Origin of the sequence: Streptomyces sp. SCSIO 75703 (assembly GCF_036607905.1) — a bacterium.
Lineage (GTDB): Bacteria > Actinomycetota > Actinomycetes > Streptomycetales > Streptomycetaceae > Streptomyces.
Map to the genome: position 1 here is coordinate 2,364,988 of NZ_CP144555.1, position 24,519 is coordinate 2,389,506.

Below are 24,519 nucleotides of genomic sequence, written 5' to 3' on the forward strand. Positions count from 1 at the left end.
TTTCCGCACCGCCGGCCGCGTCCGGGCATGCTGGCTTGCGCCGGCACGGTCCCGGCCGGACCGCTGCCCGGAGACACGGACACGGAAGCGCACGGACACCGAAGCGCACGGACACGCAGGTGCGCGGACACGCAGGTGCGCGGACACGGAAACCTCCGTGGACGGAGCGGTCCGTGGCTGGAGCGGTCCGTGGAGGACACCGCCGCACCCGCCGGTGCGGGGACGGACGACGATCACGGGGGTACGGCATGCATCCGACGGTGAAGCCCGCGCTCAGGCGCGGCTGGCGTGACCTCAGCACGGCACAGTTCGGCATGACACCGGCCCACGCGCTGGCCCTCGGCCCGCTGGACGGGGCGACCGGCAGCTTCCTCGACCTGCTCAACGGCACCCGGGGGACGGACCTGCTCCGCGAGGAGGGCCGCCGGATGGATCTGCCGGACGGCCACGTCGACCGGCTGCTGGAGCGGCTGACCCGGGCCGGCCTCCTCGACGACGCCCGGGGCGGCGGGCCGGCCGCCGACGCCCTGCGGGAGCGCGGCGAGGTCCTCGACCGTCTCCGCCCCGACCTCGCCTCCCTCTCCCTGACCACGACCCGGCCGGGCGACGCGATCGACCGCCTGGCCGCCCGCGCGTCGCTGCGCGTGCGGGTACGGGGTGCGGGCCGGGTCGGGACGCTGCTGGCCTCGGTACTGGCGGGCGCGGGCGTCGGCGAGGTCGACGTGCGCGACGGCGGCCGCGTGGAGCCGTGGGACGTCACGCCGGGCGGGCTGCCCGCCGAAACGGTCGGCGACCGGCGGGACGAGGCGGCCCGGCGGGCGGTGCGGCGGGCGGCTCCCTCACGGCCACCCCGCCGGAGCACCGCGACACCGCCCGAGGACGACGGGCCCGGCTTCGCCCTGGTGATCCTCGCCCCGCGTGACGACGTCGCGGTGCACGCCCCCGACCCCCTCGGCGCCCACTTCCTCATGGCCTCGGGGACCCCGCATCTGTACGCGGGCGTCGTGGAGGGCACGGGGGTGGTCGGCCCGCTGGTGCTGCCCGGGGAGACGGGCTGCGCCGGGTGCCTTCAGGCCGACCGCGCCGAGCGGGACCCGGTCTGGCCCCGGCTCGTCGCCCAGTGGCGTTCGGGCGGGCAGCGGCAGGTGCGGGCCTGCGACCTCACGCTGGCCACCACGGTCGCCGGGCTGGCGGCGGCACACGCCCTGGCCTTCCTCGACGGCCGGACGCCGTCCTCGGCCGGTGCCCGGTGGGAGGCCGCGCTGCCCGCATTGGAGTGGCGGACGCGCCCGGTCCCCGGCCATCCGGGGTGTCCGTGCGGAGCCGCCGGCACGAGCGCCACGACAGGGGAACACGGCACAGCCGACGGGGAACGCCGCCCCGCCGAGGGGGCCGGAGGCGGGGCCGGGGAGCACACCGGCCGGGCCGTCGGGAAAGGTAAGGGGAAACACACCTCCGAAGAGGGGGGTGAGCGCGAGACAATGGCGGAGCACTGGCCGTCGGCGAGAGTACGCCGTGTGGCACGGACGGCGCGGCCGGCTGGGACTTGGAGGGCGCATGTCTGATCTTCCCCGGAAGGCGGTCACCCGGACCGCCAAGCTCGCCGCGCTCCCGCTCGGCTTCGCCGGGCGGGCGACCTGGGGACTCGGCAAGCGGATCGTGGGCGAATCCGCGGAGATCGTCGGTCAGCAGTTGCAGCAGCGCACGGCGGAGCAGCTCTTCAAGGTGCTCGGGGAGCTGAAGGGCGGCGCGATGAAGTTCGGCCAGGCCCTGTCCGTCTTCGAGTCCGCGCTGCCCGAGGAGGTCGCGGGCCCCTACCGGGCGGCCTTGACCAAACTGCAGGAGGCGGCGCCTCCGATGCCGACCCGCACGGTGCACAAGGTGCTCGGGGAGCGGCTCGGCGAGGACTGGCGTGAGATGTTCACGGAGTTCGAGGACAAGCCCGCCGCCGCGGCCTCGATCGGCCAGGTGCACCGGGCGATCTGGCACGACGGCCGCGAGGTGGCGGTCAAGGTGCAGTACCCGGGCGCCGGAGAGGCCCTGCTGTCGGACCTGAACCAGCTCAGCCGCTTCGCCCGGCTCCTGGGCCCCCTCGTGCCCGGCATGGACGTCAAGCCGCTGATCACGGAACTGAAGGACCGCGTCGCCGAGGAACTCGACTACGACCTGGAGGCCGCGGCCCAGCGCTCCCACGCCGGGGAGTTCGCCGACGACCCGGACATCGTCGTCCCGGACGTGGTGCACCAGACCGAGCAGGTCCTGATCACCGAGTGGATCGACGGCGTCCCCCTGTCGGAGATCATCACGGACGGCACCCGGGAGCAGCGGGACCGGGCCGGGCAGCTCCTGGCCCACTTCCTCTTCTCCGGCCCCGCCCGCACCGGCCTGCTCCACGCCGACCCGCACCCGGGCAACTTCCGGCTGCTGCCCGGCGGTCCGCTCGGGGAGGACGACTGGCGGCTCGGCGTCCTCGACTTCGGCACCGTCGACAGGCTCCCGGGCGGGCTGCCCGCCCCCATCGGGGAGTCCCTGCGGATGTCCCTGGACGGCGAGGCCGAAGCGGTCTACGAGCGGCTCTGCGCGGAGGGCTTCGTCAAGGAGTCCATCGAGCTGGACCCGGACGCCGTCCTGGATTACCTGTCGCCGATCATCGAGCCGGCCCGCGTCGACGCCTTCACCTTCACCCGCGGCTGGATGCGCGGGCAGGCGGCCCGCATCGCCGACCCCCGCTCCCCCGCCTACCAGCTCGCCAAGCAGCTCAACCTGCCCCCCTCCTACCTGCTGATCCACCGGGTGACCCTGAGCACCATCGGCGTGCTGTGCCAGTTGGGCGCGACGGTGCGGCTGCGCGACGAACTGGAGGAGTGGCTGACCGGGTTCGCGCCGGAGGAGACGGACGACGAGGTGGCGCGGCCCGCGGCGGAGGGCTGACGCCCTTTCGGACATGCCGCGGGGGCCGGTCCGTGCGGACGGACCGGCCCCCGGGAGGTGAGCCTCGCCTCCCGCGCGGGGAGGCCACCGGCTTCGGGTGGGACGGGTTACTGCATGACCGCCATGGCGAGCGCGCGCCGGGCACGCAGGGAGGCGCGCTCGGCCCGGCGCTGCATCCGGCGGGCGGTCGCCAGTCGCAGTGCCCGGCGCTCCCGCTCGGCGGCCCGCAGGCGCGTGTCCATATGCGCGCGTGCCAGGGCTTCTGGGATGAGTTGCATCTCGCGGGTCCTGTTCTGGCGCGAGTCCTTCGCACCGCTGGTCGTGATGTCTTCGGTCGCGGGGCCTGCGGGATCGGGAGTGGTCGGCTTCATCGGGGCCTGCTTCTTGGGGTCGTGCGTGAGGGGGCGGTCGATCGTTCCGGTGATGTTCATGCCGAGACCGGGTTCTTGCGCGGACGGCCACGAGGCCGCTTCCGGGCGACGACGACGCCCTGGACGAACAGCTCGCCGCCCCAGACGCCCCACGGCTCGCGCCGCTCCTTGGCGCCGGCGAGGCACGCCTCGACCAGCGGGCAGGTGCGGCAGAGGGACTTGGCGTACTCCACGTCCGCCGGCGACTCCGCGAAGAAGACCTCGGGGTCGTAGGAGCGGCACGGCACGGGCACGCCGAGGTTCTCGATGGCGTCGTCGAGCGCGGTCAGCGCGGTGAGCGGGGTCAAGATGGGGTCCTTAGAGAGGCCGGGCTTGGGGATCGCTTCGGAAGGCGGTACGGACGGGGCGTGCGCTTCGAGTTGCACGGTTGGTCTTCCTCGTCTGGTCGTTCCGGCCGGTCGGCCGGGTGGCGGGGTACCGGGTTCTTTTCTTGTCCCGAGGCTCCTTCGTGCCGTTCTCCTTGTTCGGGGAAAACAGAAGGGCCGCGGTTCCCGGATGGGGTTCCGCGGCCCTGAAGGCGCCGGCCTGATCGAGTCAGGCTGGATCACTCCAGGGGTCTGGCCCACGGAAGGCCCACATCTGGTGGTTCGTCGTCTGCTTGCGGAATCCGGCACCGGTCGCCGCGAAGGCATAGGCCTGGGCCTGTGCCACCTCAGCCGCTTCCAGCGCCGTGGTCGGTCGCTCGTCACGCTCGCGGACAGGGAGGCCCGAAAGCACGACGGAGGAGACCGGGCGCACGGCGATGCCGGACAGACCGGTGCCCCGGTGGGAGACGTCGCTCATGCACAGGGAGACGGCCTGGCAATCGGCCATTTTGACGATGGTGCCGGTCTCGATGCTGATCACTGGGCTCGCCTCCTCTCGGCGTCTCGGGGGACTGGGGTGTAGCAGTCCGCGGATACACAAGTACAACACGGACACAGGGCCTTCGGGAAGGCCACCGTTCTCCGTGACCAAGAACCTATGGGGATTCCCGGGGCATGCGCAAACTATTTTCGCGACGAGTTGGACTCAGTCCTCTTCGTCCGCTCCGGCGACCTCGTGCCCCGCGCAGATCGACAGCACGTCGGCGCCGTAACGGTGCAGCTTGCGGGCTCCGACCCCGGGAATCCGGGCCAGGTCGCGTTCGTCGTCCGGGACGGACTCGGCGATCGCCATCAGGGTCTTGTCGGTGAAGACGCAGAACGCGGGCTGGCCGCTGCGCTCGGCCTGGATCCGGCGCCAGTCGCGCAGCCGCTCGTAGACGCCCTCGTCCATGTCGGAGGGGCAGTCCTCGCAACGCATCAGCTTCATCTCGCCGGCGTCGGTGAGCGAGCGCCCGCAGACCCGGCAGCGGGCCGGTGTCCGCTGTCTGCGTCGCGGTGCCTCGGCCGGGCTGCCCGTCCGGTGGCCGCGCTCCACTCCGCCCGTGCCGCCGCCCGGGGCGTGCTCGCCCGCCGTGACCGTGCCGGGGCGCAGTCCCTTGAGGAACCGGCTGGGGCGGCGGCCGGCCCGTCCGCCGGGCGAGCGGGCGAGCGCCCAGGAGAGGTGCAGGATCCGCCGGGCCCGGGTGACCCCGACGTAGAGGAGGCGGCGTTCCTCCTCGATCTGCTCGTCCGTCTTCGCGTAGGTGATCGGCATCATGCCCTCGGCGACGCCCACCAGGAAGACGACGTCCCACTCCAGTCCCTTGGCGGAGTGCAGGGAGGCGAGGGTGACGCCCTGGACGGTGGGGGCGTGCTGGGCACCGGCCCGCTCGTCCAGTTCGGCGACCAGGTCGCCCAGGGTGGCGCCGGGCCGCGCGGCGGCGAAGTCCCGGGCGAGGTGGACCAGGGCGGCCAGCGACTCCCAGCGCTCCCGGACCGCGCCGGAGCCGGCGGGGGGCTCGGGCGTCCACCCCTCCCCCGACAGCACGGCGCGCACCTGGGAGGGCAGGTCGACGGCGTCGTCGAGGAGGGGGTCGTTGCCGCCGAAGCGGGCCGCGCCGCGCAGGGCGACGCCGGCCTTGCGCACCTCGGGCCGGTCGAAGAACCGCTCGGCGCCCCGGAACTGGTAGGGGACGCCGGCGTCGGCGAGGGCCTGTTCGTAGGTCTCGGACTGGGAGTTGGTGCGGAAGAGGACGGCGATCTCGGCGGGCGGGACCCCGGCGTCGACGAGTTCGCGGATGCGGCGGGCGGTGCCCTCGGCCTCGGCGGGCTCGTCGCCGTACTCGGTGAAGGCGGGCTCGGGGCCCGCGGGGCGCTGGGAGACCAGTTCCAGGCGGTGGTCGGCGGCCCGGCCGCGGGCCTGGGCGAGCAGTCCGTTGGCGAGGTGGACGACCTGGGGGGTGGAGCGGTAGTCGCGGACCAGCTTGACGACGGTGGCGCCGGGGTGGCGGGTGCGGAAGTCGAGCAGGTGGTCCGGGGTGGCTCCGGTGAAGGAGTAGATCGTCTGGCTGGCGTCGCCGACCACGCAGAGGTCGTCGCGGTCGCCGAGCCACAGTTCCAGCAGGCGCTGCTGGAGGGGGCTGACGTCCTGGTACTCGTCGACGACGAAGTGCTGGTACTGGGCGCGGACCTGTTCGGCGACGTCGTGCCGGTCCTGGAGGACGGCCACGGTCAGCAGCAGCACGTCCTCGAAGTCGATGACGCCCCGGCCGCGCTTGAGCTCCTCGTAGGCCGCGTAGAGCTGGGCGATCTCCGCCGGGTCGCGCGGGGTCTCGCGGCCGGCCTTGGCGGCCGCGAGGACGTAGTCGGCGGGGACGGTCTGGGTGACCTTGGACCATTCGATCTCGGCGGTGGCGTCGCGCAGCTCGCCGCGGTCGAGGCGGATGCGGCAGGCCGCCGCGGCGTCCGCGACGAGCTGGATCTTGCGGTCGAGGAGCCGGGGCAGGGAGCCGCCGATCGCCTTCGGCCAGAAGTACTGGAGCTGGCGCAGGGCCGCCGAGTGGAAGGTGCGCGCCTGCACGCCGGCGGCGCCGAGCTGGCGCAGCCGGCCCCGCATCTCCCCGGCGGCCCGGTTGGTGAAGGTGACGGCGAGCACGCTGGAGGGCTGGAGGATGCCGGCGCGCACCCCGTAGGCGATGCGGTGGGTGATCGCCCGGGTCTTGCCCGTGCCGGCGCCCGCCAGCACGCACACCGGACCGCGCAGGGACGTGGCGACGGCGCGCTGCTCGGGGTCGAGCCCTTCGAGCACCGCGTCGGCCGAGTCCGGTGCCTGCGGGAAGAGGGTGGAGTGCGTTGCTGCTGTCACACGGCCATGCTGCCAGGTCGGGTGGGACGGGTGCGGCGACTGTCCACAGGCCCGGTCCGATGGTCGTACCGACACCGCCGCGACCTGCCGTTCTTCCCGCGGACCGGCCCGCGGGTCCCCCGCCGCCTCTCCGCCGGGGTCCGTGACTGCGGCGGGAATGGCGGCGGCGTGCCGTACGTTCACTCTCTGCGAGCACGCAACCGCCGACCGACGAAGGAGCACGAGAGACATGCCGGGCACTGTGACGATGTACAGCACCACGTGGTGCGGCTACTGCCGTCGGCTCAAGAGCCAGATGGACCGGGAGGGCATCGCCTACACCGAGATCAACATCGAGCACGACCCGGAGTCCGCCGCGTTCGTCGAGAAGGCGAACGGGGGCAACCAGACGGTGCCGACCCTCCGGGTGGTCCCCTCCACGGGTGGCGACGAGGTCGTCATGACCAACCCGAGCCTGGCCCAGGTGAAGCAGGCCCTGGCCATCTGACGTTCCCCCGCGTGGCGCCCCCTCCGGTGACGTACGGAGGGGGCCGCGCCGTGTCCGGGGCCGTCGGCCCGGCCGGACGGCCCCCGGCCGCTACACGAAGCCGCGCGTCGGCAGGGGTTTGCCGTACCAGAGTTCGATCAGGCGGGCGGCGATCGAGATGCCGTAGGGCGGCAGCACCTCGCCGGAGGCGAAGGCGGCGCCCAGTTCGTCGCGGGAGAACCAGCGGGCCTCGTGGATCTCGTCCCCGTCGACCTCGATCTCGGCGGAGACGGCACGCGCCATGAAGCCCAGCATGAGGCTGGACGGGAAGGGCCAGGGCTGGCTGGCGACGTACTCGACCGGGCCGACGGTGATGCCGACCTCCTCGTGCACCTCGCGGCGCACCGACTGCTCGACCGACTCGCCGGGCTCGACGAAGCCGGCCAGCGTCGAGAAGCGCCCCTCGGGCCAGTGCACCTGGCGGCCGAGCAGGATGCGGTCGTCCTCGTCGGTGACCGCCATGATCACGGCGGGGTCGGTGCGCGGGTAGTGTTCGGCGCCGCAGGCGGGGCAGCGGCGGATGTGCCCGGCCGCGGCGATGACGGTGCGCTCGCCGCAGCGGGAGCAGAAACGGTGCAGCCGCTGCCAGTTCTCCAGCGCGACCGCGTGGACCATCAGGCCCGCGTCGTGCGGGGAGAGCAGCAGCCCGGCCTCGCGCAGCCCCGCCGGACGCGCGGACTGGTCCATGCGTCCCGGCAGGGAGTCCTTCTGCAGGGCGAAGTAGCTGACACCGTCCTCGTCCGTGCCCAGGAAGTAGCGGTGGGCCTCGGTGAGCGGCGCCTCGAAGGAGGGGGTCACGACGAGTTCGGTGCGGCCGTCGGGCGTCTCGTCGATGAGGACCTGACCACCGGAGACCACGAAGCAGCGGGTGGTGGGGTGGCTCCACGCCGCGGCGAGCCATGCCTCGTCGAGCCGGTGGTGCACGGCGCGGTCGATGCCGCTCGGGGCGGTGAGCGAGATGGGTCGGTCGGCGGTGTGGTCGGTCCAGGTGGTCACGGGTGCTTCCAACTCCCCCGGGGCAACGGTTGGGTTCGGCAGGCGGTTCGGCGGTCGTATGGCGGTGGTGGACCGGGTCCGGACGGGCTCGGCGGCGGGGCCGCCCTCCAGTGTGCCGGGCGGGCGGGCCGCCGGGGACCCCGGCCCCCGCGGGCGCCCGGAGCCGTTCAGGACGCGGGCCGCCAGTGCTCGGCCAGGTCGCTCCACAGATGGGCGGACGTCTCGACGCCCTTGAGGAGAAGGTCGAGTTCGACCTTCTCGTCCGGGGCGTGCCAGCCGTCGGACGGGACGGAGATGCCGAGGAAGAGCACCGGGGTGCCGAGCACGTCCTGGAGGTCGGCGGCGGGTCCGGAGCCGCCCTCGCGGGTGAAGCGGACCGGTGTGCGGAAGGCGCGCTCCATGGCGCGGACGACGGAGCGCAGCGCCGGGTGGTCCAGCGGGGTCAGGCAGGGGCGGGTGGCCGCGCCGAAGTCGATCTCCCAGCGGATGCCGGCGGGCACCTGCGTGGCGGCCCAGTCGCGGACGGCCTTCTCGACGTGGTCGGGGTCCTGGCCGGCGACCAGCCGGAAGGAGAGCTTCACCAGGGCGGAGGACGGGATGATCGTCTTGTTGCCCGGCCCCTGGTAGCCGCCGCCGATGCCGTTGACCTCGGCGGTGGGGCGGGCCCAGACGCGTTCCAGGGTGGTGTGGCCGGCCTCGCCGTGGGTGGCCCGCGACGCGGCGGTGGACAGCCACTGCTCCTCGTCGAAGGGCAGTTCGGCGAAGAGTGCGCGTTCGCGGTCGGTGAGCTCGATCACGCCGTCGTAGAAGCCGGGCACCGCCACGCGCCCGTGCTCGTCGTGCAGGGCGGCGACGAGGCGGCCGGCCGCCGTGGCGGGGTTGGGGACCGCGCCGCCGAAGGAGCCGGAGTGGATGTCGCGGTCGGGGCCGTGCAGCCGGATCTCGCACTCGGCGAGGCCCCGCATGCCGGTGCAGACCGTGGGGGTGTCCTCGGACCACATGCCCGTGTCGGAGACGATCACGGCGTCGGCGGCGAGCCGCCCGGCCCGCTGCTCGACGAGCGCCCGGAAGTGCGGCGAGCCGGACTCCTCCTCGCCCTCCACGAGCAGCTTGAGGTTGACGGCCGGAGCCGTGCGGCCGGTCGCGGCCAGGTGGGCGCGGACGCCGAGGGTGTGGAAGAACACCTGTCCCTTGTCGTCGGCCGCCCCGCGCGCGTAGAGACGGTTCCCGCGGACGACCGGCTCGAAGGGCTCGCTGTGCCAGCCGTCCTCGCGGGCGGCGGGCTGCACGTCGTGGTGACCGTAGACGAGGACGGTGGGCGCCCCGGGGTCGCCGGAGGGCCACTCCGCGTAGACCGCGGGGGCGCCCGGGGTGGGCCAGACCTCGACGGTGGGGAATCCGGTCGTCCGCAGCTCGGCGGCGAGCCAGTCGGCGCTGCGGCGTACATCGCCCGCGTGGTGCGGCTGAGCCGACACGGAGGGGATGCGCAGCCACTCGGTGAGGCGGTCGAGGAAGGCCGAACGGTGCTCTTCGATGTACGCGCGGACGGCGCTGTCCGGGGTCTGGCTCATGCTCACGAGCCTATCGGCCTCCGTGGGCGGGCCCGGCGTGCGGTTCGTCACCGGGCGGCTCGGGCGCCAGCAGTTCCTCCAGGGCACGCCGGCCGGGGAGCGCGGCGGGGCGTACGACCTCGCCGGTGCGGACGTGGAGGAAGGCCGCCGTGACCGATTCCAGGGGGACGCGCTGCTGCTCGGACCAGGCGAGGCGGTAGACGGCGAGCTGGAGCGGGTCCGCGCTCCCCTCGCGGCCGGTCTTCCAGTCGACGATCTCGTACGTCGCGCCGGGGCCCTCGCCCTCCTTGTACACGGCGTCGATCCGGCCGCGCACGACCCGTCCGGCGAGCGCGAGCTGGAAGGGGGCCTCGACGCGGTAGGGGGTGCGGCGCGCGTACGCGGTGCGTTCGAAGGCGTCCTTGAGGAAGGCCAGGTCCTGTTCGTCGGCGATCTCGGCGTCGCCGCCGGGCAGGTCGTCCGGTTCGAGCAGGGGCAGGGTCAGTGCCTCGAAGCGGGCCTCGATCCAGGCGTGGAAGCGGGTGCCGCGGCGGGCGGCGGGCTGGGGCGGGCGGGGCATGGGGCGGGCCAGCTCCTGGGCGAAGCCGTCCGGGTCGGCGGCCAGCCGCAGCAGCTCGGACGCGGTGAGCGAGGCGGGCAGCGGGACGGCGGTGACCGTCCGGCGGGCGCGCAGCAGCTCGCCGGTGAGGGCGTCGAGGTCGCGGTCCCAGGAGGCGACGGTGCGGGCTTCTTCAGGTGTGAGCCGGGAGACGTCCACACCGTCGGGGCGGGCGGGCGCGAGGGGCTCGTCGGACGGCGGGGCTGCCGCCTGGTGCGGGACCGTGGGGCGGCGGTCACCGGACGGCGGGGCGGGACGGGCGCTGCTCCAGGAGTCCCAGTCGGCGGGGTCGTCCCCGGCGGGGGGCGCGTCGTGGTCCCCGTACCCCTCATGGTCCGTGTACCCGTCGTGGTCCCGTGGGGCCGGTTCCGCGGTCTCGTCCTCGTCCTCGGGGGGCGGGGGCCAGTCCGGGGTGTCGTGGGCCTCGACGTCGTGCGCGGCGGCGGGGCGGCCGTCCCCGGCGGTGGCGAGGGCGTCGAGGTGGGCGAGGACCGTGCCGGCGGCGGCGCGGCGCCGGGCGAGGGCCGCGTCGTCCAGCGGCAGCGGCCAGACCTGGTCGGCGTCGGTGCGGCCCAGGGCCGGGTTCTCCTCGCCCTCGGCGGGTTCGTCGGCCCACACCTCGATCTCGCCGTGTCCGGCGGCGCAGTGGTCGTGCAGGGCCCGGAGGAAGCCGGAGGGCCCGCGGGGCTTCTTCTGGCTCGGCCCCCACCAGTGGCCGGAGCCGAGCAGCAGGGAGCGGGGCCGGGTGAAGGTGACGTAGCCGAGGCGGAGCTCCTCGGTGTGCTGGTGCTCCTTCATCGCCGCGTGGAAGCCCTTCAGCCCCTTGGCGTCGAAGGACTCCACGTCGGGCAGGGTGTCGGCGTCGCCGCGCAGCCCGTGCGGCAGCACCTTGGCCTGGGCGGTCCACTTCTCCCGGCCCTGCCCGCTGGGGAAGGTTCCGGTGACCAGCCCGGGGACGGCGACGATGTCCCATTCCAGGCCCTTCGACTTGTGGGCGGTGAGCACCTTGACGGTGTTCTCGCCGCCCGGCAGCGCGTTGTCCAGGCCCTTCTCGTACTGGGCGGCGGTGCGCAGGAAGCCGAGGAAGGCGAGCAGGGTGGCCTGCCCGTCGCCCGCGGCGAAGGAGGCGGCGACGTCCAGGAAGTTCGACAGGGTCTCGCGTCGGCGGGCGGCCAGCGCGTGCGGGGACGCGGACAGCTCGACCTCCAGTCCGGTCACGGCGAGGACCCGGTGCAGCACGTCCATCAGAGGGTCGGCCAGGGAGCGGCGCAGGTCGCGCAGTTCGGCGGCGAGCCGGGCGAACCGGACGCGGGCCTCCGGCGAGAAGGGCAGCCCGTCGTCGCCGCCACCGTCGTCAAGCGGCGTGTCCAGGAAGGTGTCGAGGGCGTCCGCGAGGGATATCACCTCGGACGGGTCGACGCCCTCGACGGCCGCGGCGAGCCGCCGGTCGGGATCGTCGTCGCCGTCCACGCGCGCGTGGGCCACGAGGAACCGGGCCCTGCGCCCCAGCAGGGCGAGGTCGCGCGGGCCGATGCGCCAGCGCGGGCCGGTGAGCAGCCGGACCAGGGAGGCGTTGGCGCCGGGGTCCTGGAGGACCTCGCAGACGGCGACGAGGTCGGCCACCTCGGGCAGGTGCAGCAGTCCGGAGAGGCCGACGACCTCCACGGGCACGTCGCGCGCGACGAGGGCGCCCTGGATCTCGGCGAAGTCGGTCGCGGTGCGGCACAGGACGGCGATCTCCCCGGGCGGGGTGCCGGTGCGGACGTGGTGGGCGACGGAGTCGGCGATCCAGTCGATCTCCTCGGCGTGCGTGCGCAGGAGGGCGCAGCGGACCACGCCGTCCCGTTCGGCGCCGGGGGCGGGCCGGAGGGCCTCCACGCCCGCGTGCAGGGCGCGCAGGGGTGCGGCCAGCCCGTTGGCGAGGTCGAGGAGGCGCCCGCCGCTGCGGCGGTTCTCGCTGAGCGCCTGGCGGCCGGCCGGGCTGCCGTCGGCGTGGGCGAAGTGCTCGGGGAAGTCGTCGAGGTTGGCGACGGAGGCGCCGCGCCAGCCGTAGATCGCCTGGCAGGGGTCGCCGACGGCGGTCACGGGATGGCCGGTGCCGCCGCCGAACAGGCCCGCCAGCAGGACGCGCTGGGCGACCGAGGTGTCCTGGTACTCGTCGAGCAGCACCACCCTGAACTCCTCGCGCAGCACGCGGCCGACCTCGGCGAGTCCGGCGAGCCGCGCGGACAGGGCGATCTGGTCGCCGAAGTCGAGGAGGTCGCGTTCGCGTTTGGCGTCCCGGTAGCGGATGACGAGGTCGGCGAGTTCGCGGCGGGCGGCGGCGGCTTCCGGGACCTTGCGCAGGTCGGCGTTGGTGAGCTTGGTGTCCCGGAGGGTGTCCAGGAGGCCGGCGTCCCAGGCGCGCAGGTCCTCGGGGCGGACCAGGTGCTCGGAGAGTTCCGCGTCGAGCGCGAGGAGGTCGGCGACGAGGTCGGCGAAGGAGCGGGTGAGGGCCGGGTAGGGGCCGGGGGCCTCGCGCAGGACCCGGGCGGCGAGCTGGTAGCGGGTCGCGTCGGCGAGCAGGCGGGAGCTGGGTTCGAGCCCGAGGCGCAGACCGTGGTCGGTGAGCAGGCGGCCGGCGAAGGCGTGGTACGTGGAGATGACCGGCTCGCCCGGCGGCTGGTCCGGGTCGATGACGTCGGGGTCGGTGACGCCGGCCCGCACGAGCGCCTTGCGGACGCGTTCGGCGAGTTCGCCGGCGGCCTTGTTGGTGAAGGTGAGTCCGAGCACCTGTTCCGGGGCGACCTGGCCGGTGCCGACCAGCCAGACGACGCGGGCGGCCATCACCGTCGTCTTGCCCGAACCGGCCCCGGCCACGATCACCTGCGGGGCGGGCGGCGCGACGATGCAGGCCGTCTGCTCCGGGGTGAAGGGGATGCCGAGCAGCTCTTTGAGCTGCTCGGGGTCGGTGAGAGGGGCGGGCATGGGACAGAGGCTATCCGCGGGCACTGACAACGCCGGGCCGGGCGGGCGCCGGGAGGGGACGGGCGTCGGCGGCTGACGGCCCGCGGCGGACCGGACCGGTCGAAGCGCCCGGCGTGCGGCGGCCCGCCCCGGGTCCGCGGTCCGGGCCGGGGAGGCGGAGTCCGGGCCGGGGGCGGGGGTACGGGCAGGACGGCCGGGTCGGGGCGGAGGGGCGGGGTCCGGGCAGGGCGTGCGGCGGCCCACCCGGGGCACGGGCATACGGCGCGGCCCGCGTCGCGGCGGTAGCCGGTCCGACGTGGGCGGGCTGTGGCCCGGCAGGTCGGCCGGGTCAGGCACCTGGCAGGTGGCGCCCGGCAGGGGGTGCCCCCGTACCGGGGCGGACCCTCGGCACACGGCGGCCCCGGGTGAGGGCCGGCCTATTCCACGACGTGGCGTCCCTCCGGGCGGGCGCTGCACGAGGCGCGGAAGGAGCAGTGCGTGCAGTGCTGTCCCTCGGTGGGGGTGAACCGCTCGTCCAGGACCTTGCCCGCCGCCGTGGCCAGCAGGTCGCCGACCCAGTCGTCGCCGGTCGTGCCGAGGGGTTCCTGCCCCTGCACCTTGGGCAGGGTCTCGCCGCCGTCCTTGCGGGCCGCGCCCTGGCGGAGATGGACGAGTTCCGCGCCGCCCGGCTCGGGGCGCGCCCCGTCGAAGACTTCGTCGACGGCGCCCTCGCGGACGGCGAGCTGGTAGACGGCGAGCTGCGGGTGGCGGGCCACCTCACCGGCGGTGGGTGCCTGTTTGCCGGTCTTGAAGTCGACGACGTAGGCGCGGCCGTCGCCGTCCGCCTCGACCCGGTCCATCTGGCCGCGGATGCGCACCTCGTACTCGCCGGCGCCGAGCGTCACGTCGAAGTCGTGCTCGCTCGCCACGGGGGTGCGTCCGGTGCGGTCCAGCACGTGCCACCGCAGGAAGCGTTCGAGTGCCACGCGCGCGTTGGCCTTCTCCTGCGCCGACTTCCACGGCGCGTCGAAGGCGAGCGCGTTCCACACCGAGTCCAGCCGTTCCATGAGGACGTCGAGGTCGGCGGCGGTGTGCCCGGAGGCGACCTCGTCGGCGAGGACGTGCACCACGTTGCCGAAGCCCTGGGCGGCGGTGGCGGGCGCGTCGGCCTTCACCTCGCGGCCGAGGAACCACTGGAGGGCGCAGGTGTTGGCCAGTTGGTCGAGGGCACTGCCGGAGAGGGCGACGGGGCGGTCGCGGTCGCGCAGCGGCGCCCTGCTCTCGGTGGGGTCCCACATGCCCCACCAGCGGTGGGGGTGGGCCGCGGGCACCAGGGGCCGGCCGTCCTCGTCGGCGACGGCGGCGAGGCGGGCCAGACGGTGGGCGGCGGCCTGCCGCAGCGGTTCGGAGACGCGCGGGTCGACGGTGGTGGCGCGCAGTTCGGCGACGAGGGCGGCGACGGCGAGGGGCCGCCGGGGACGACCGGTCACGTCGTGCGGGGTGACGCCGAGTTCGGTCAGGAAGCGGGAGGGCTGGTCGCCGTCGTCGGCCGGTGCCTTCACGGCGGTCACGACGAGGCGTTCCCTCGCGCGCGTGGCGGCCACGTAGAACAGGCGGCGCTCCTCGGCGAGCAGCGCCCCCGGGGTGAGGGGTTCGGCGAGGCCGTCGCGGCCGATCCGGTCGGCCTCCAGCAGGGAGCCCCGGCGGCGCAGGTCCGGCCACAGCCCCTCCTGGACGCCGGCCACGACGACGAGGTGCCACTCCAGGCCCTTCGCACGGTGCGCGGTCATCAGGCGAACGGCTTCCGGGCGTACGGCGCGCCGGGTGAGGGTGTCGGCGGCGATGTCCTCGGCGTCGATCTCCTCCAGGAAGTTCAGCGCGCCCCGGCCGCCGATGCGCTCCTCCGCGCGGGCGGCGGTCGCGAAGAGGGCGCAGACGGCGTCGAGGTCGCGGTCGGCGTTGCGGCCCGCCGCGCCGCCCCGGCGGGAGGCCCGCTCCAGGCGGCCGGGCCAGGGGGTGCCGGCCCACAGGTCCCACAGGGCTTCCTCGGCGCTGCCGCCGCCCGCCAGCCGCTCCCGGGCCTTGCCAAGGAGCGCGCCGAGGCGCTGGGCGCCGCGCGCGTACGCCGGGTCGTGCACGGCGAGCCGCTCGGGCTCGGCCAGGGCGCGGGTGAGCAGGACGTCGGAGGGCGGTGGGAAGGCGTTTCCGGCGGCCCGCTCCTCCTCGCGCAGGGCACGGCCCAGCCGGCGCAGGTCGGCGGCGTCCATGCCGGCGAGCGGCGAGGTGAGCAGGGTGAGCGCGGTCTCGGTGTCGAGCCAGCAGCCGCCCGGCCCGGCGGGCGCGGCCCGCTCACCGCCGTCGTCCGACACCGCGTGGCCGAGCAGCGCACCGTCGTCGTCAGACTCCCCGTGGTCGGACGCCGAATCGCCGTCGCCCGGCCCGACGTGGTCAGGCAGCGCACCACCGTCCTCCGGCCCCCCATGATCGGACCGCACACCACCGTCGTCCGGCCCCCCATGGCCGGGCCGCACACCACCGTCCTCCGCCCCCCCGTAGTCGGACGGCGAACCACTGTCGTCCGGCCCGATGTGGTCAGGCAGCGCACCGCCGTCCTCCGGCCCCCCATGGCCGCGCCGCACGTCACCGTCGTTCCCGCCGTCGACACGCCCGTCGGCCGGCGGCTCGGCCTCCCCGGCGGCCGCGTCTGGGCCCCCGCCCTCCGGCGTGTCGTCCTTCCTGCCGCCGCTATCCCCACCGCGCGTGTCGTCGTCCCCCGCTCCACCGGCACCGGGCCCCGTCGCCGTCGCCTTCCCCGGCCGCGCCGCCTCCGCCGCGGCGACCGCCCGCAGGGCCGTCAGCAGCGGTGCCACGGCCGGTTCGTGGCGCAGGGGCAGGTCGTCGCCGTCGATGTCGAGGGGCACCCCGGCCGTGGTGAGGGCACGGCGGACGGCCGGGATGGAGCGGCCACCGGCGCGCACCAGCACCGCCATGCCGCTCCATGGCACCCCGTCCTCCAGGTGCGCGCGGCGCAGGATGTCGGCGATGTTGTCCAGTTCCGCGCCGGGCGTCGGGTACGTGTACACCTCGACGCGACCGCCGTCCCGTACCGGCGTCAGCTCGCGGTGGGCGCGCGCCTTGTCGGCGGGGAGCCGGTTGAGCGGCATCCGCTGGGTGAGCAGCCGGGTGGCGGTGAGCAGCCCGGCCCCGGAGCGGCGGGCGGTGCGCAGCACCTCGACGGGCGCCGGGCGGCCGTCCGCGCGCGGGAAGACGTGCGGGAACTCCAGGATGCCGTTCACGTCCGCGCCCCGGAACGCGTAGATCGACTGGTCGGGGTCGCCGAAGGCGACCAGGGTGCGTCCGCCGCCGGCCAGGGCGCGCAGCAGCCGCACCTGGGCCGGGTCGGTGTCCTGGTACTCGTCGACGTAGACCGCGTCGTAGCAGGCGGCCAGGCGGGCGCCGACCTCGGGACGGCGGGCGAGGAGGACCGCGCGGTGGACCAGTTCCGCGTAGTCGAGGACGCCCTGGAGGTCGAGCACGTCCAGGTACTCGGCGAGGAAGGCGGCGGCTGCGTGCCAGTCGGGGCGTCCGATGCGCCGGGCGAAGGCCGCCAGCGCGTCCGGGGCGAGGCCCAGCTCACGGCTGCGGGCGAGGACCGCGCGCACCTCGTCGGCGAACCCTCGTGTGGTCAGGCAGGCGCGCAGGTCGTCGGGCCAGCGCACGTGCGCGAGACCGAGCCGTTCCAGGTCGCGCTGGCCGGCCAGCAGTTCGCGCACGGTCACGTCCTGTTCGGGTCCGGAGAGCAGCCGCAGCGGCTCGGCGAACAGGTCGCTGTCCTGGTGGGAGCGGACGAGGGCGTAGCCGAAGGAGTGGAAGGTGGTCGCCCGGGGGGCGCGCGCGGCACCGATGCGCAACGCCATCCGGTCGCGCAGTTCGACCGCCGCCTTGCGGCTGAAGGTCAGCACCAGGATGCGTTCGGGGTCGCCGCCCCGGGCGATCCGGTCCGCGACCGACTCGACGAGGGTGGTCGTCTTGCCGGTGCCGGGACCGGCGAGGACGAGCAGCGGCCCGGCCCGGTGGTCAACCACGGCGCGCTGGGCGGCGTCCAGACGAGGGGGGTCCCTGCGCTCCGGAGGGGTACGGACCAGTCGGTAGGTGCCACGGCTCCCCCGTCGCGCCTGGGGGTGCGACGGCTGTCGGGTGGAGGAAGAGGAGCTCACGTGGTTCGCCGGTCCTGGTGGGTGTGCTGGTGGGCCGTCCGTCCCGAGGGGGCGGCGGTGGCCCGGGGATGAGGGGGACGCGCGCGGCCGGCGCCACTCCGACGGACAGGGGGGAAGCGGGGCTTCCCCTTCATCCCCCGGGTCGCTCCGGGCGCACGTGTCCCTCGCCCCACGAACGTACGTCATGCCACGGACGTGCCCGATGTGCCCCTTTTCCCTCTTACGGATCACCGGCCCCACCACGGCCCGCCGGATGGCGGAAGCTGTCAGGTGTGACCCTGCTCGTGCCCGGCCCCGTCCCACCGCGCCCGTCTCAGGTCGAGGCGCGGCATCCGGGCCTGTGCCGCCGGGCCGGCCTCCCTGAGGGGGGTGCCCTCCGTCCGGTAGTGGCCGAGGGCGTCGCGCTCGTGACCGGCGAGCAGGACACCGTCGGCGCGGACCACGCGCCACCACGGGACGCCGCCCCCGTAGAGGGACATCACGCGCCCGACCTGCCGGGGGCCGCCCTCCTGCAGCCACTCGGCGACGTCCCCGTACGTCATGACACGGCCCGGCGGGATCAGCTCGGCGACGTCGAGCACCCGCTCGGCGTACGCGGGCAGCGCGGGGGTGTCGTCCGGAAGGCTCTGCTCGCTCACCCGGTCCATCCTGCCCCACCCCACCGACAACCCGGGATGCTCCCGGCGGCCCGTCTCCCTCGCCCGGACGCGGTGCTTCGGGCAGACTGTGCCGCCCGCGCGGGCACCCTGATGCGCCCGGACGCCGAGGCGGCATGCCACCATCGTGCGGGCGGTGACCAGTGATACGAGAGCAAGAAGAGGCGATGAAGCAGCAGGGTGCGCACTCCGAGGGAGCCGAGGGCACCGCTGACGCCTCGCCACGCCCGGACGCCGCCGGCGCTGACGCCACACGGGGCGGGAACGGCGGGAACGGCGAGAAGGACGCGCACGGAGCGAACGCCCCCGGCGGCGGGGCGGAGAAGGCCGGAAGACCCGGCGAGCCTTCGGCCGGGCACCATTCGGCGACGGCCGCCGACCCGGCCGACGTGACCCACATCGACGAGGTCGAGGGCGACGAACCGCTGCTCCCCGCGCGCGTGCACCGTCCCTCGGACCTCATGCGGCTCCTGGTGGGCGTGCTCGCCATCGGCGTGCTCCTCGCCGTCGCCGCGTTCGCGCACGGCACCACCTCCGGGCTCGAACAGGACATCAACAAGGGCACCGGACAGGCACCCGACCTGCTGATCAAGATCGCGGGTCTCGCGTCCAGCATCGCGATCCTCCTGGTGCCCGTCGCCTTCGCCATCGAGCGGCTGATCAAACGCGACGGTCTGCGCATCGCCGACGGCGTCCTCGCGGCGGTCCTCGCGCACGGGGTGACGCTCGCCACCGACCTGTGGGTCGCCAAGGGCGCCCCGGAGTCCATCCAGGAGGCGCTGACGCAGCCCTCCCCGGGCGACGTGCACGCGCTCACCGATCCCGTCCACGGCTATCTGGCGCCGGTGATCGCCTACATGACGGCCGTCGGCATGTCCCGCAGACCCCGCTGGCGCGCGGTGCTGTGGATCGTGCTGCTGCTGGACGCCTTCTCGATGCTGGTCACCGGCTACACCACCCCGTTCTCGATCATCCTGACCGTCCTCATCGGCTGGACCGTGGCCTACGGAACGCTCTACGCCGTCGGCTCCCCCAACATCCGCCCCACCGGACGCACCCTGATGGCGGGCCTGCGCACCGTCGGCTTCCACCCGGTGACCGCCGCCCGCGAGGAGATGCCCGCGGACGGTACCGAGACCGGCGACCGCGGCCGGCGCTATTTCGTCACCCTGGAGGACGGCCGCCCCCTGGACGTCACGGTGGTGGACCGGGAGCAACAGGCGCAGGGCTTCTTCTACCGGGCGTGGCGCAACCTGACCTTGCGCGGTTTCGCGACGCGCAGCAGTCTGCCCTCCCTGCGGCAGGCGCTGGAGCAGGAGGCCCTGCTCGCCTACGCGGCCATCGCGGCGGGCGCCAACGCGCCCAAACTGATCGCCACGTCCGAACTGGGCCCCGACGCGGTGATGCTCGTCTACGAGCACACCGGCGGGCGTACCCTCGACTCGCTGCCGGACGAGGAGATCACCGACGCTCTGCTGCGCGGCACCTGGGAACAAGTCCGCGCCCTGCAGTCCCGGCGCATCGCCCACCGCAGGCTGGTGGGCGACGCGATCCTGGTGGATCGTTCCGGCACGGTGATCATCACGGATCTGCGCATCGGCGAGATCGCGGCCGGCGACCTGCTGCTGCGGATGGACGTCTCACAGCTCCTCGTGACGCTCGGGCTGCGGGTCGGCGCCGAGCGCGCGGTCGCCTCCGCGGTGGGCGTGCTCGGCCCGGACGCGGTGGCGGACTGTCTGCCGATGCTCCAGCCGATCGCGCTCAGCCGCTCCACCCGGGCGACCCTGCGCAAACTGGCCAGGGAGCGTTCCGAGCGGGAGCGGGAAGCCGTGCTGGAGGCGTCCCGGCAGGCCAAGCTGGCCCGCACGGAGGCGGCCGGCGAGGAGACCGCCGCGACCGGGAAGCCGGACAAGAAGGCCGTCCGCGCGGAGCAGCGGGCCGAGAAGCGGGCGCTGGACGAGGCCATGGAGGGGGCGCGCGAGGAGGACCTGCTGACGCAGATCCGGCACGCGGTGCTCCGTATCCGGCCACAGGCGCCGGTCGAGCCGGCCCGGCTGGAACGGGTGCGCCCGCGCACCCTGATCAGCTTCATCGCCGGCGCGATCGGCGCGTACTTCCTGCTGACGCAGCTCACCCACATCGAGTTCGGCGCGCTGATCGAGAACGCCCAGTGGGGCTGGGTCGTGGCGGCCGTGCTCTTCTCGGCGGCGACCTATTTCGCCGCCGCGATGGCCCTCCTGGGGTTCGTGCCCGAGCGGGTGCCGTTCGTGCGGACGGTGGCGGCGCAGGTGGCCGGCTCGTTCGTGAAGATCGTCGCCCCGGCGGCGGTCGGCGGGGTCGCGCTGAACACGCGCTTCCTGCAACGCGCCGGGGTGCGTCCCGGGCTCGCGGTGGCCAGTGTCGGCGCGTCGCAGCTCTTCGGACTGGGCTGCCACATCCTGATGCTGCTCTCGTTCGGCTACCTGACCGGCACCGAGAAGACGCCGTCGCTGTCACCCTCCCGGACGGTCATCGCCGGGCTGCTGACGGTGGCGGTGCTCGTCCTCGTCGTGACGTCGGTGCCCTTCCTGCGGAAATTCGTCGTCACGCGCGTGCGGTCGCTGTTCGCCGGGGTCGTGCCCCGCATGCTGGACGTGCTCCAGCGCCCGCAGAAGCTGGTCACCGGCATCGGCGGCATGCTGCTGCTCACCGCGTGCTTCGTGATGTGCCTGGACGCCTCGATCCGGGCCTTCGGCGACGAGTCGTCCTCGATCAGCCTGGCGAGCGTCGCCGTGGTCTTCCTCGCGGGCAACGCGCTCGGTTCCGCCGCGCCGACGCCGGGCGGTGTGGGCGCCGTGGAGGCGACGCTGACGGTCGGCCTCATCGCGGTCGGGCTGCCCAAGGAGGTCGCGGCACCGGCGGTACTGCTGTTCCGGCTGCTCACCCTGTGGCTGCCGGTGCTGCCGGGCTGGCTGGCCTTCAACCACCTCTCCCGCAAGCAGGCCCTCTAGTGACCTGAATCGTAGATTCAGGTCACCAGCCCGGTACCGGGCTGGACCGGTGCCCCCGCGCGTGCCGCCCGCCCCGCCTCGCGCGCGGCGACCCGCCTATCTCCGCGCGCGGCACCCGCACCTGCGCGCGCGTACCGCTGCCGCACCGCCTCCCCCGTACGGCCTCCCGCCCCGGGCGGGCCGGTCAGGGCGACCGCACGATGGGCACATGCCGACCCCTCCCCGGCTGCGCGCCGCCGCCCTCGCCGCCGGTGCCGTCCTGCTAGCCTCCTCGCTCGCGGGCTGCGCCGACGACCCACCCGCCCGCGGCGACCTGACGGCACAGGAACTCGACTGGAAGGCGTGCCCGGCCCCCACCCCGGCCGAGGGCGGCGGCCCCGCGCCCTCTCCGCTGCCGGACGGCGGCACCTGGCAGTGCGCCACCATGAAGGCGCCGCTCGACTGGGACCACCCCCGGGGCGACACCATCGGCCTCGCGCTGATCCGGGCCCGGTCCAGCGGCCCCGCCGACCGGCGCATCGGCTCCCTCGTCTTCGACTTCGGCGGCCCAGGCGGCTCGGGCGTGACCACCCTGCCCGCCTTCGGCGCGGACTACGAGCACCTGCGCACCCGCTACGACCTGGTCGGCTTCGACCCGCGCGGGGTCGGCCGCAGCGCGCCCGTGCGCTGCGAGGACGACCGGCAGCTCGACGCCTACTTCCAGCAGGACGCCACCCCGGACGACGCCGCCGAGCGCGCCGCGCTGCTGGCCGGCACCAAGAGGTTCAACGCGGCCTGCGAGAGGAACTCCGGACGCATGCTGCCGCACGTGGCCACCACCGACGCGGCCCGCGACATGGACCTGATGCGCCGGGTCCTCGGCGACGACCGGCTCCACTACTTCGGCATCTCCTACGGCACCGAACTCGGCGGCGTCTACGCCCACCTGTTCCCCACGAAGGTCGGCCGCGCCGTCTTCGACGCGGTCGTCGACCCGGACCAGACCGAGGAGGAGGGCTCGCTCGGTCAGGCCCGCGGCTTCCAGCTCGCGCTCGGCCAGTTCGCGCGGAACTGCGTCGCCACCGCCGAGGACTGCCCCATCGGCGACAGTGCCCAGGACGTCGAGGACCGCATCGTCCGGCTGCTGAGGGACCTGGACGACCGGCCCATCCCGGGCATCCCGCCCCGCAAGCTCACCCAGAGCGCCGCCACCGGCGGCATCGCCCAGTCGCTCTACTCGAAGGATTTCTGGCAGTACCTCACCGAGGGCCTGGAGCAGGCGTACGACGGCGACGGCCGCATCCTCATGGCCCTGTCGGACGCCATGAACGGACGCGGCGAGAACGGCGAGTACAGCAACGCCACCGCGGCCAACATCGCCATCAACTGCGCCGACGACAAACCCCGGTACGACACGGCGGACGTGGAACGGCTGCTGCCCCGGTTCCGTGAGGCGTCCCCGGTGTTCGGCGACTACCTGGCCTGGGGCCTGCTCGGCTGCACCGGCTGGCCGGTGGCGGGGGCCGCCGACCACCCCGACGTCAGCGCGCCCGGCGCGCCGCCGATCCTGGTCATCGGCAACACGGGCGACCCGGCCACCCCGTACGAGGGCGCGGCGAGGATGGCGAGGGCGCTCGGCCGGGGCGTCGGCGTCGAACTCACCTACAAGGGCCAGGGGCACGGTGCCTACGACAGCGGGAACCGGTGCGTGCGCGACGCCGTGCACGCCTATCTGCTCGACGGCGACACCCCTGCCGCGGGCACCGTCTGCACCTGATCGAACCCAGCGATCTCGCAGGTCAGAGCGTTATCCACAGGACGCGGTGAGCGGCCGGCGAGCCGCCTACCATGGCATGAACGCCATCCGCCGCACGGCGCGGACGGCTCGCGAGGGGGGAAAGACATGGCACGACTCGTACGGTGGACGGCCCTGACGGCCGCCGCCGCACTGCTGACGGCGGGCTGCACCGGCGGCTCGTCCGGCGACGAGGCGGCCGACGGGGGGACCGGCGGCGGCCGGCCGTCGGCGGCGCCCTCCGGGGTGCCCGAGGCACTGGCCGCGCAGAAGCTCGACTGGGGACGGTGCGAGGCCACCGACGACACCCCGGCACCCGGCGGCGACTGGCGGTGCACCACGCTCAAGGTGCCGCTCGACTGGTCGAAGCCGGACGGGGAGACGATCGGTCTCGCCCTGATCCGCTCCAAGGCCCGCGGCAAGGAACGCATCGGGTCCCTGCTCTTCAACTTCGGCGGCCCCGGCGGCTCGGGCGTGTCCATGATGCCGTCCTACGCGGACACCACCTCCGCCCTGCACCAGCGGTACGACCTGGTGAGCTGGGACCCGCGCGGTGTCGCCGCCAGCCACGGCATCCGCTGCCGGGAGGACGAGGCGATCGAGGCCGCCGAGTCCGTGGACGGCACCCCGGACACCCCGGCCGAGGAGCAGGCGTTCCTCGAGGACGCCGCAGACTTCGGCAAGGGCTGCGAGAAGTCCGCCGGCCCCCTGATGGCCCACGTCTCGACGACGGACACCGCCCGCGACATGGACCTGATGCGGCACGTGCTGGGCGACGAGTCGATGCACTACTTCGGCATCTCCTACGGCACCGAACTCGGCGGCGTCTACGCCCACCTGTTCCCCCAGCGGGTCGGCCGCGTGATCCTCGACGCGGTGGTGGACCCGACCGCCGACATGATCGGCCACGCGGAGAACCAGACGCGGGGCTTCCAGCGCGCGCTGGACGGCTATCTCAAGTCGACGGGACAGGACCCAGCGGCCGGCAGCCGGAAGATCGCCGCTCTGCTGGACCGGCTCGACGCCGAGCCGCTGCCCACGTCCTCCCCCGGGCGGAAGCTGACGCAGACGCTCGCGCTGACCGGGATCGTGCTGCCGCTGTACAGCCAGGCCGGCTGGCCCGTGCTCACCAGCGCCCTGGAGGCGGCCGAGAAGGGCGACGGTTCAAAACTGCTCGCGCTCGCCGACGGGTACAACGAGCGGGACGACTCCGGCGGGTACGGCACGACGACCCACTCCCAGCGCGTCATATCGTGCCTGGACGCCAAGCAGCGGCCGACGCTGGAGGAGACCCGGAAGCTGCTGCCGAGGTTCGAGGAGATCTCGCCGGTGTTCGGCGCGTTCCTCGGCTGGGACACCGCCGGCTGGTGCCACGACTGGCCGGTGCCGGGACAGCACGAGACACCGGAGGTCAGCGCGCCCGGCGCGGCCCCGATCCTGGTGGTCGGCAACACCGGCGACCCGGCCACGCCCTACGAGGGAGCCCGCAGGATGGCGGACGAACTGGGCCAGGACGTCGGGGTGCTGCTCACCTGGAAGGGCGAGGGGCACGGGGCGTACGGGAGCGGCAGCGACTGCGTCGACTCCGCGATCGACGGCTACCTGCTGAAGGGCACGGTTCCCGAGGACGGCACCGTCTGCTCATGACGGAGGCGGGGACTTCGGGCACCCGT

General features: G+C 74.5%; 15 protein-coding genes. 6 read left to right on the top strand and 9 right to left on the bottom strand.

Annotated features, from left to right (window positions below):
* Positions 1–248: 248 nt before the first annotated feature.
* Complete coding sequence (locus VM636_RS10205) at positions 249–1,565, top strand: TOMM precursor leader peptide-binding protein (protein WP_053914589.1); 1,317 nt, start codon at positions 249–251, stop codon at positions 1,563–1,565.
* On the top strand, positions 1,558–2,931 hold the full coding sequence (locus tag VM636_RS10210) for an AarF/ABC1/UbiB kinase family protein (RefSeq protein WP_053914590.1): 1,374 nt from the start codon (positions 1,558–1,560) through the stop codon (positions 2,929–2,931). The genes VM636_RS10205 and VM636_RS10210 overlap by 8 nt, the downstream gene beginning before the upstream one ends.
* A gap of 107 nt (positions 2,932–3,038) precedes the next feature.
* Here the strand turns inward: VM636_RS10210 and VM636_RS10215 are convergent, their stop codons facing one another.
* The 4 genes from VM636_RS10215 to VM636_RS10230 form a co-directional block, all read right to left on the bottom strand.
* Positions 3,039–3,362, bottom strand: coding sequence for a hypothetical protein (locus tag VM636_RS10215; RefSeq protein ID WP_030419122.1), 324 nt, complete (start codon positions 3,360–3,362; stop codon positions 3,039–3,041).
* Positions 3,359–3,727: a WhiB family transcriptional regulator gene (locus VM636_RS10220; RefSeq protein ID WP_030419121.1), complete on the bottom strand. Its 369-nt coding sequence runs from the start codon at positions 3,725–3,727 to the stop codon at positions 3,359–3,361. Before VM636_RS10220 ends, VM636_RS10215 begins: the two co-directional genes overlap by 4 nt.
* Positions 3,728–3,896: 169 nt before the next feature.
* Positions 3,897–4,208, bottom strand: coding sequence for a hypothetical protein (locus VM636_RS10225; protein ID WP_030419120.1), 312 nt, complete (start codon positions 4,206–4,208; stop codon positions 3,897–3,899).
* 165 nt (positions 4,209–4,373) lie between these two features.
* Positions 4,374–6,572: an ATP-dependent DNA helicase UvrD2 gene (locus VM636_RS10230; protein ID WP_107091427.1), complete on the bottom strand. Its 2,199-nt coding sequence runs from the start codon at positions 6,570–6,572 to the stop codon at positions 4,374–4,376.
* Positions 6,573–6,801: 229 nt separating this feature from the next.
* Here VM636_RS10230 and VM636_RS10235 point away from each other — a divergent pair, with 229 nt between their 5' ends.
* A complete protein-coding gene (locus tag VM636_RS10235) occupies positions 6,802–7,059 on the top strand; it encodes a mycoredoxin (protein WP_030419118.1) in 258 nt (85 codons plus the stop codon).
* 90 nt (positions 7,060–7,149) lie between these two features.
* Here VM636_RS10235 and nudC read toward each other — a convergent pair whose 3' ends face one another.
* The 5 genes from nudC to VM636_RS10260 form a co-directional block, all read right to left on the bottom strand.
* Complete coding sequence (nudC, locus tag VM636_RS10240; protein ID WP_030419117.1) at positions 7,150–8,094, bottom strand: NAD(+) diphosphatase; 945 nt, start codon at positions 8,092–8,094, stop codon at positions 7,150–7,152.
* 167 nt (positions 8,095–8,261) lie between these two features.
* Positions 8,262–9,665 carry a dipeptidase gene (locus VM636_RS10245; RefSeq protein ID WP_030419116.1) on the bottom strand — a complete coding sequence of 468 codons (1,404 nt, stop codon included), beginning with the start codon at positions 9,663–9,665 and terminating at the stop codon, positions 8,262–8,264.
* Between the two features lie 10 nt (positions 9,666–9,675).
* Positions 9,676–13,230 (bottom strand): ATP-dependent DNA helicase, encoded by a 3,555-nt coding sequence (locus VM636_RS10250; RefSeq protein ID WP_053914592.1) that lies wholly within the window; start codon positions 13,228–13,230, stop codon positions 9,676–9,678.
* Positions 13,231–13,646: 416 nt separating this feature from the next.
* Positions 13,647–17,426: an ATP-dependent DNA helicase gene (locus VM636_RS10255; RefSeq protein ID WP_338484284.1), complete on the bottom strand. Its 3,780-nt coding sequence runs from the start codon at positions 17,424–17,426 to the stop codon at positions 13,647–13,649.
* A 266-nt stretch (positions 17,427–17,692) separates the two neighbouring features.
* Positions 17,693–18,064, bottom strand: a complete 372-nt coding sequence (locus VM636_RS10260; protein WP_053914608.1) for an MGMT family protein — start codon at positions 18,062–18,064, stop codon at positions 17,693–17,695.
* A 185-nt stretch (positions 18,065–18,249) separates the two neighbouring features.
* Between VM636_RS10260 and VM636_RS10265 the strand changes: the two genes are divergently transcribed.
* From VM636_RS10265 to VM636_RS10275, 3 genes are all read left to right on the top strand, one after another.
* Positions 18,250–21,072: a lysylphosphatidylglycerol synthase transmembrane domain-containing protein gene (locus VM636_RS10265; RefSeq protein ID WP_053914593.1), complete on the top strand. Its 2,823-nt coding sequence runs from the start codon at positions 18,250–18,252 to the stop codon at positions 21,070–21,072.
* A gap of 208 nt (positions 21,073–21,280) precedes the next feature.
* Positions 21,281–22,828, top strand: coding sequence for an alpha/beta fold hydrolase (locus VM636_RS10270; RefSeq protein WP_338484285.1), 1,548 nt, complete (start codon positions 21,281–21,283; stop codon positions 22,826–22,828).
* Between the two features lie 126 nt (positions 22,829–22,954).
* Entirely contained in the window at positions 22,955–24,493 is a 1,539-nt protein-coding gene (locus VM636_RS10275; RefSeq protein WP_338484286.1) for an alpha/beta hydrolase, read from the top strand.
* The last annotated feature ends 26 nt before the right edge of the window (positions 24,494–24,519 follow it).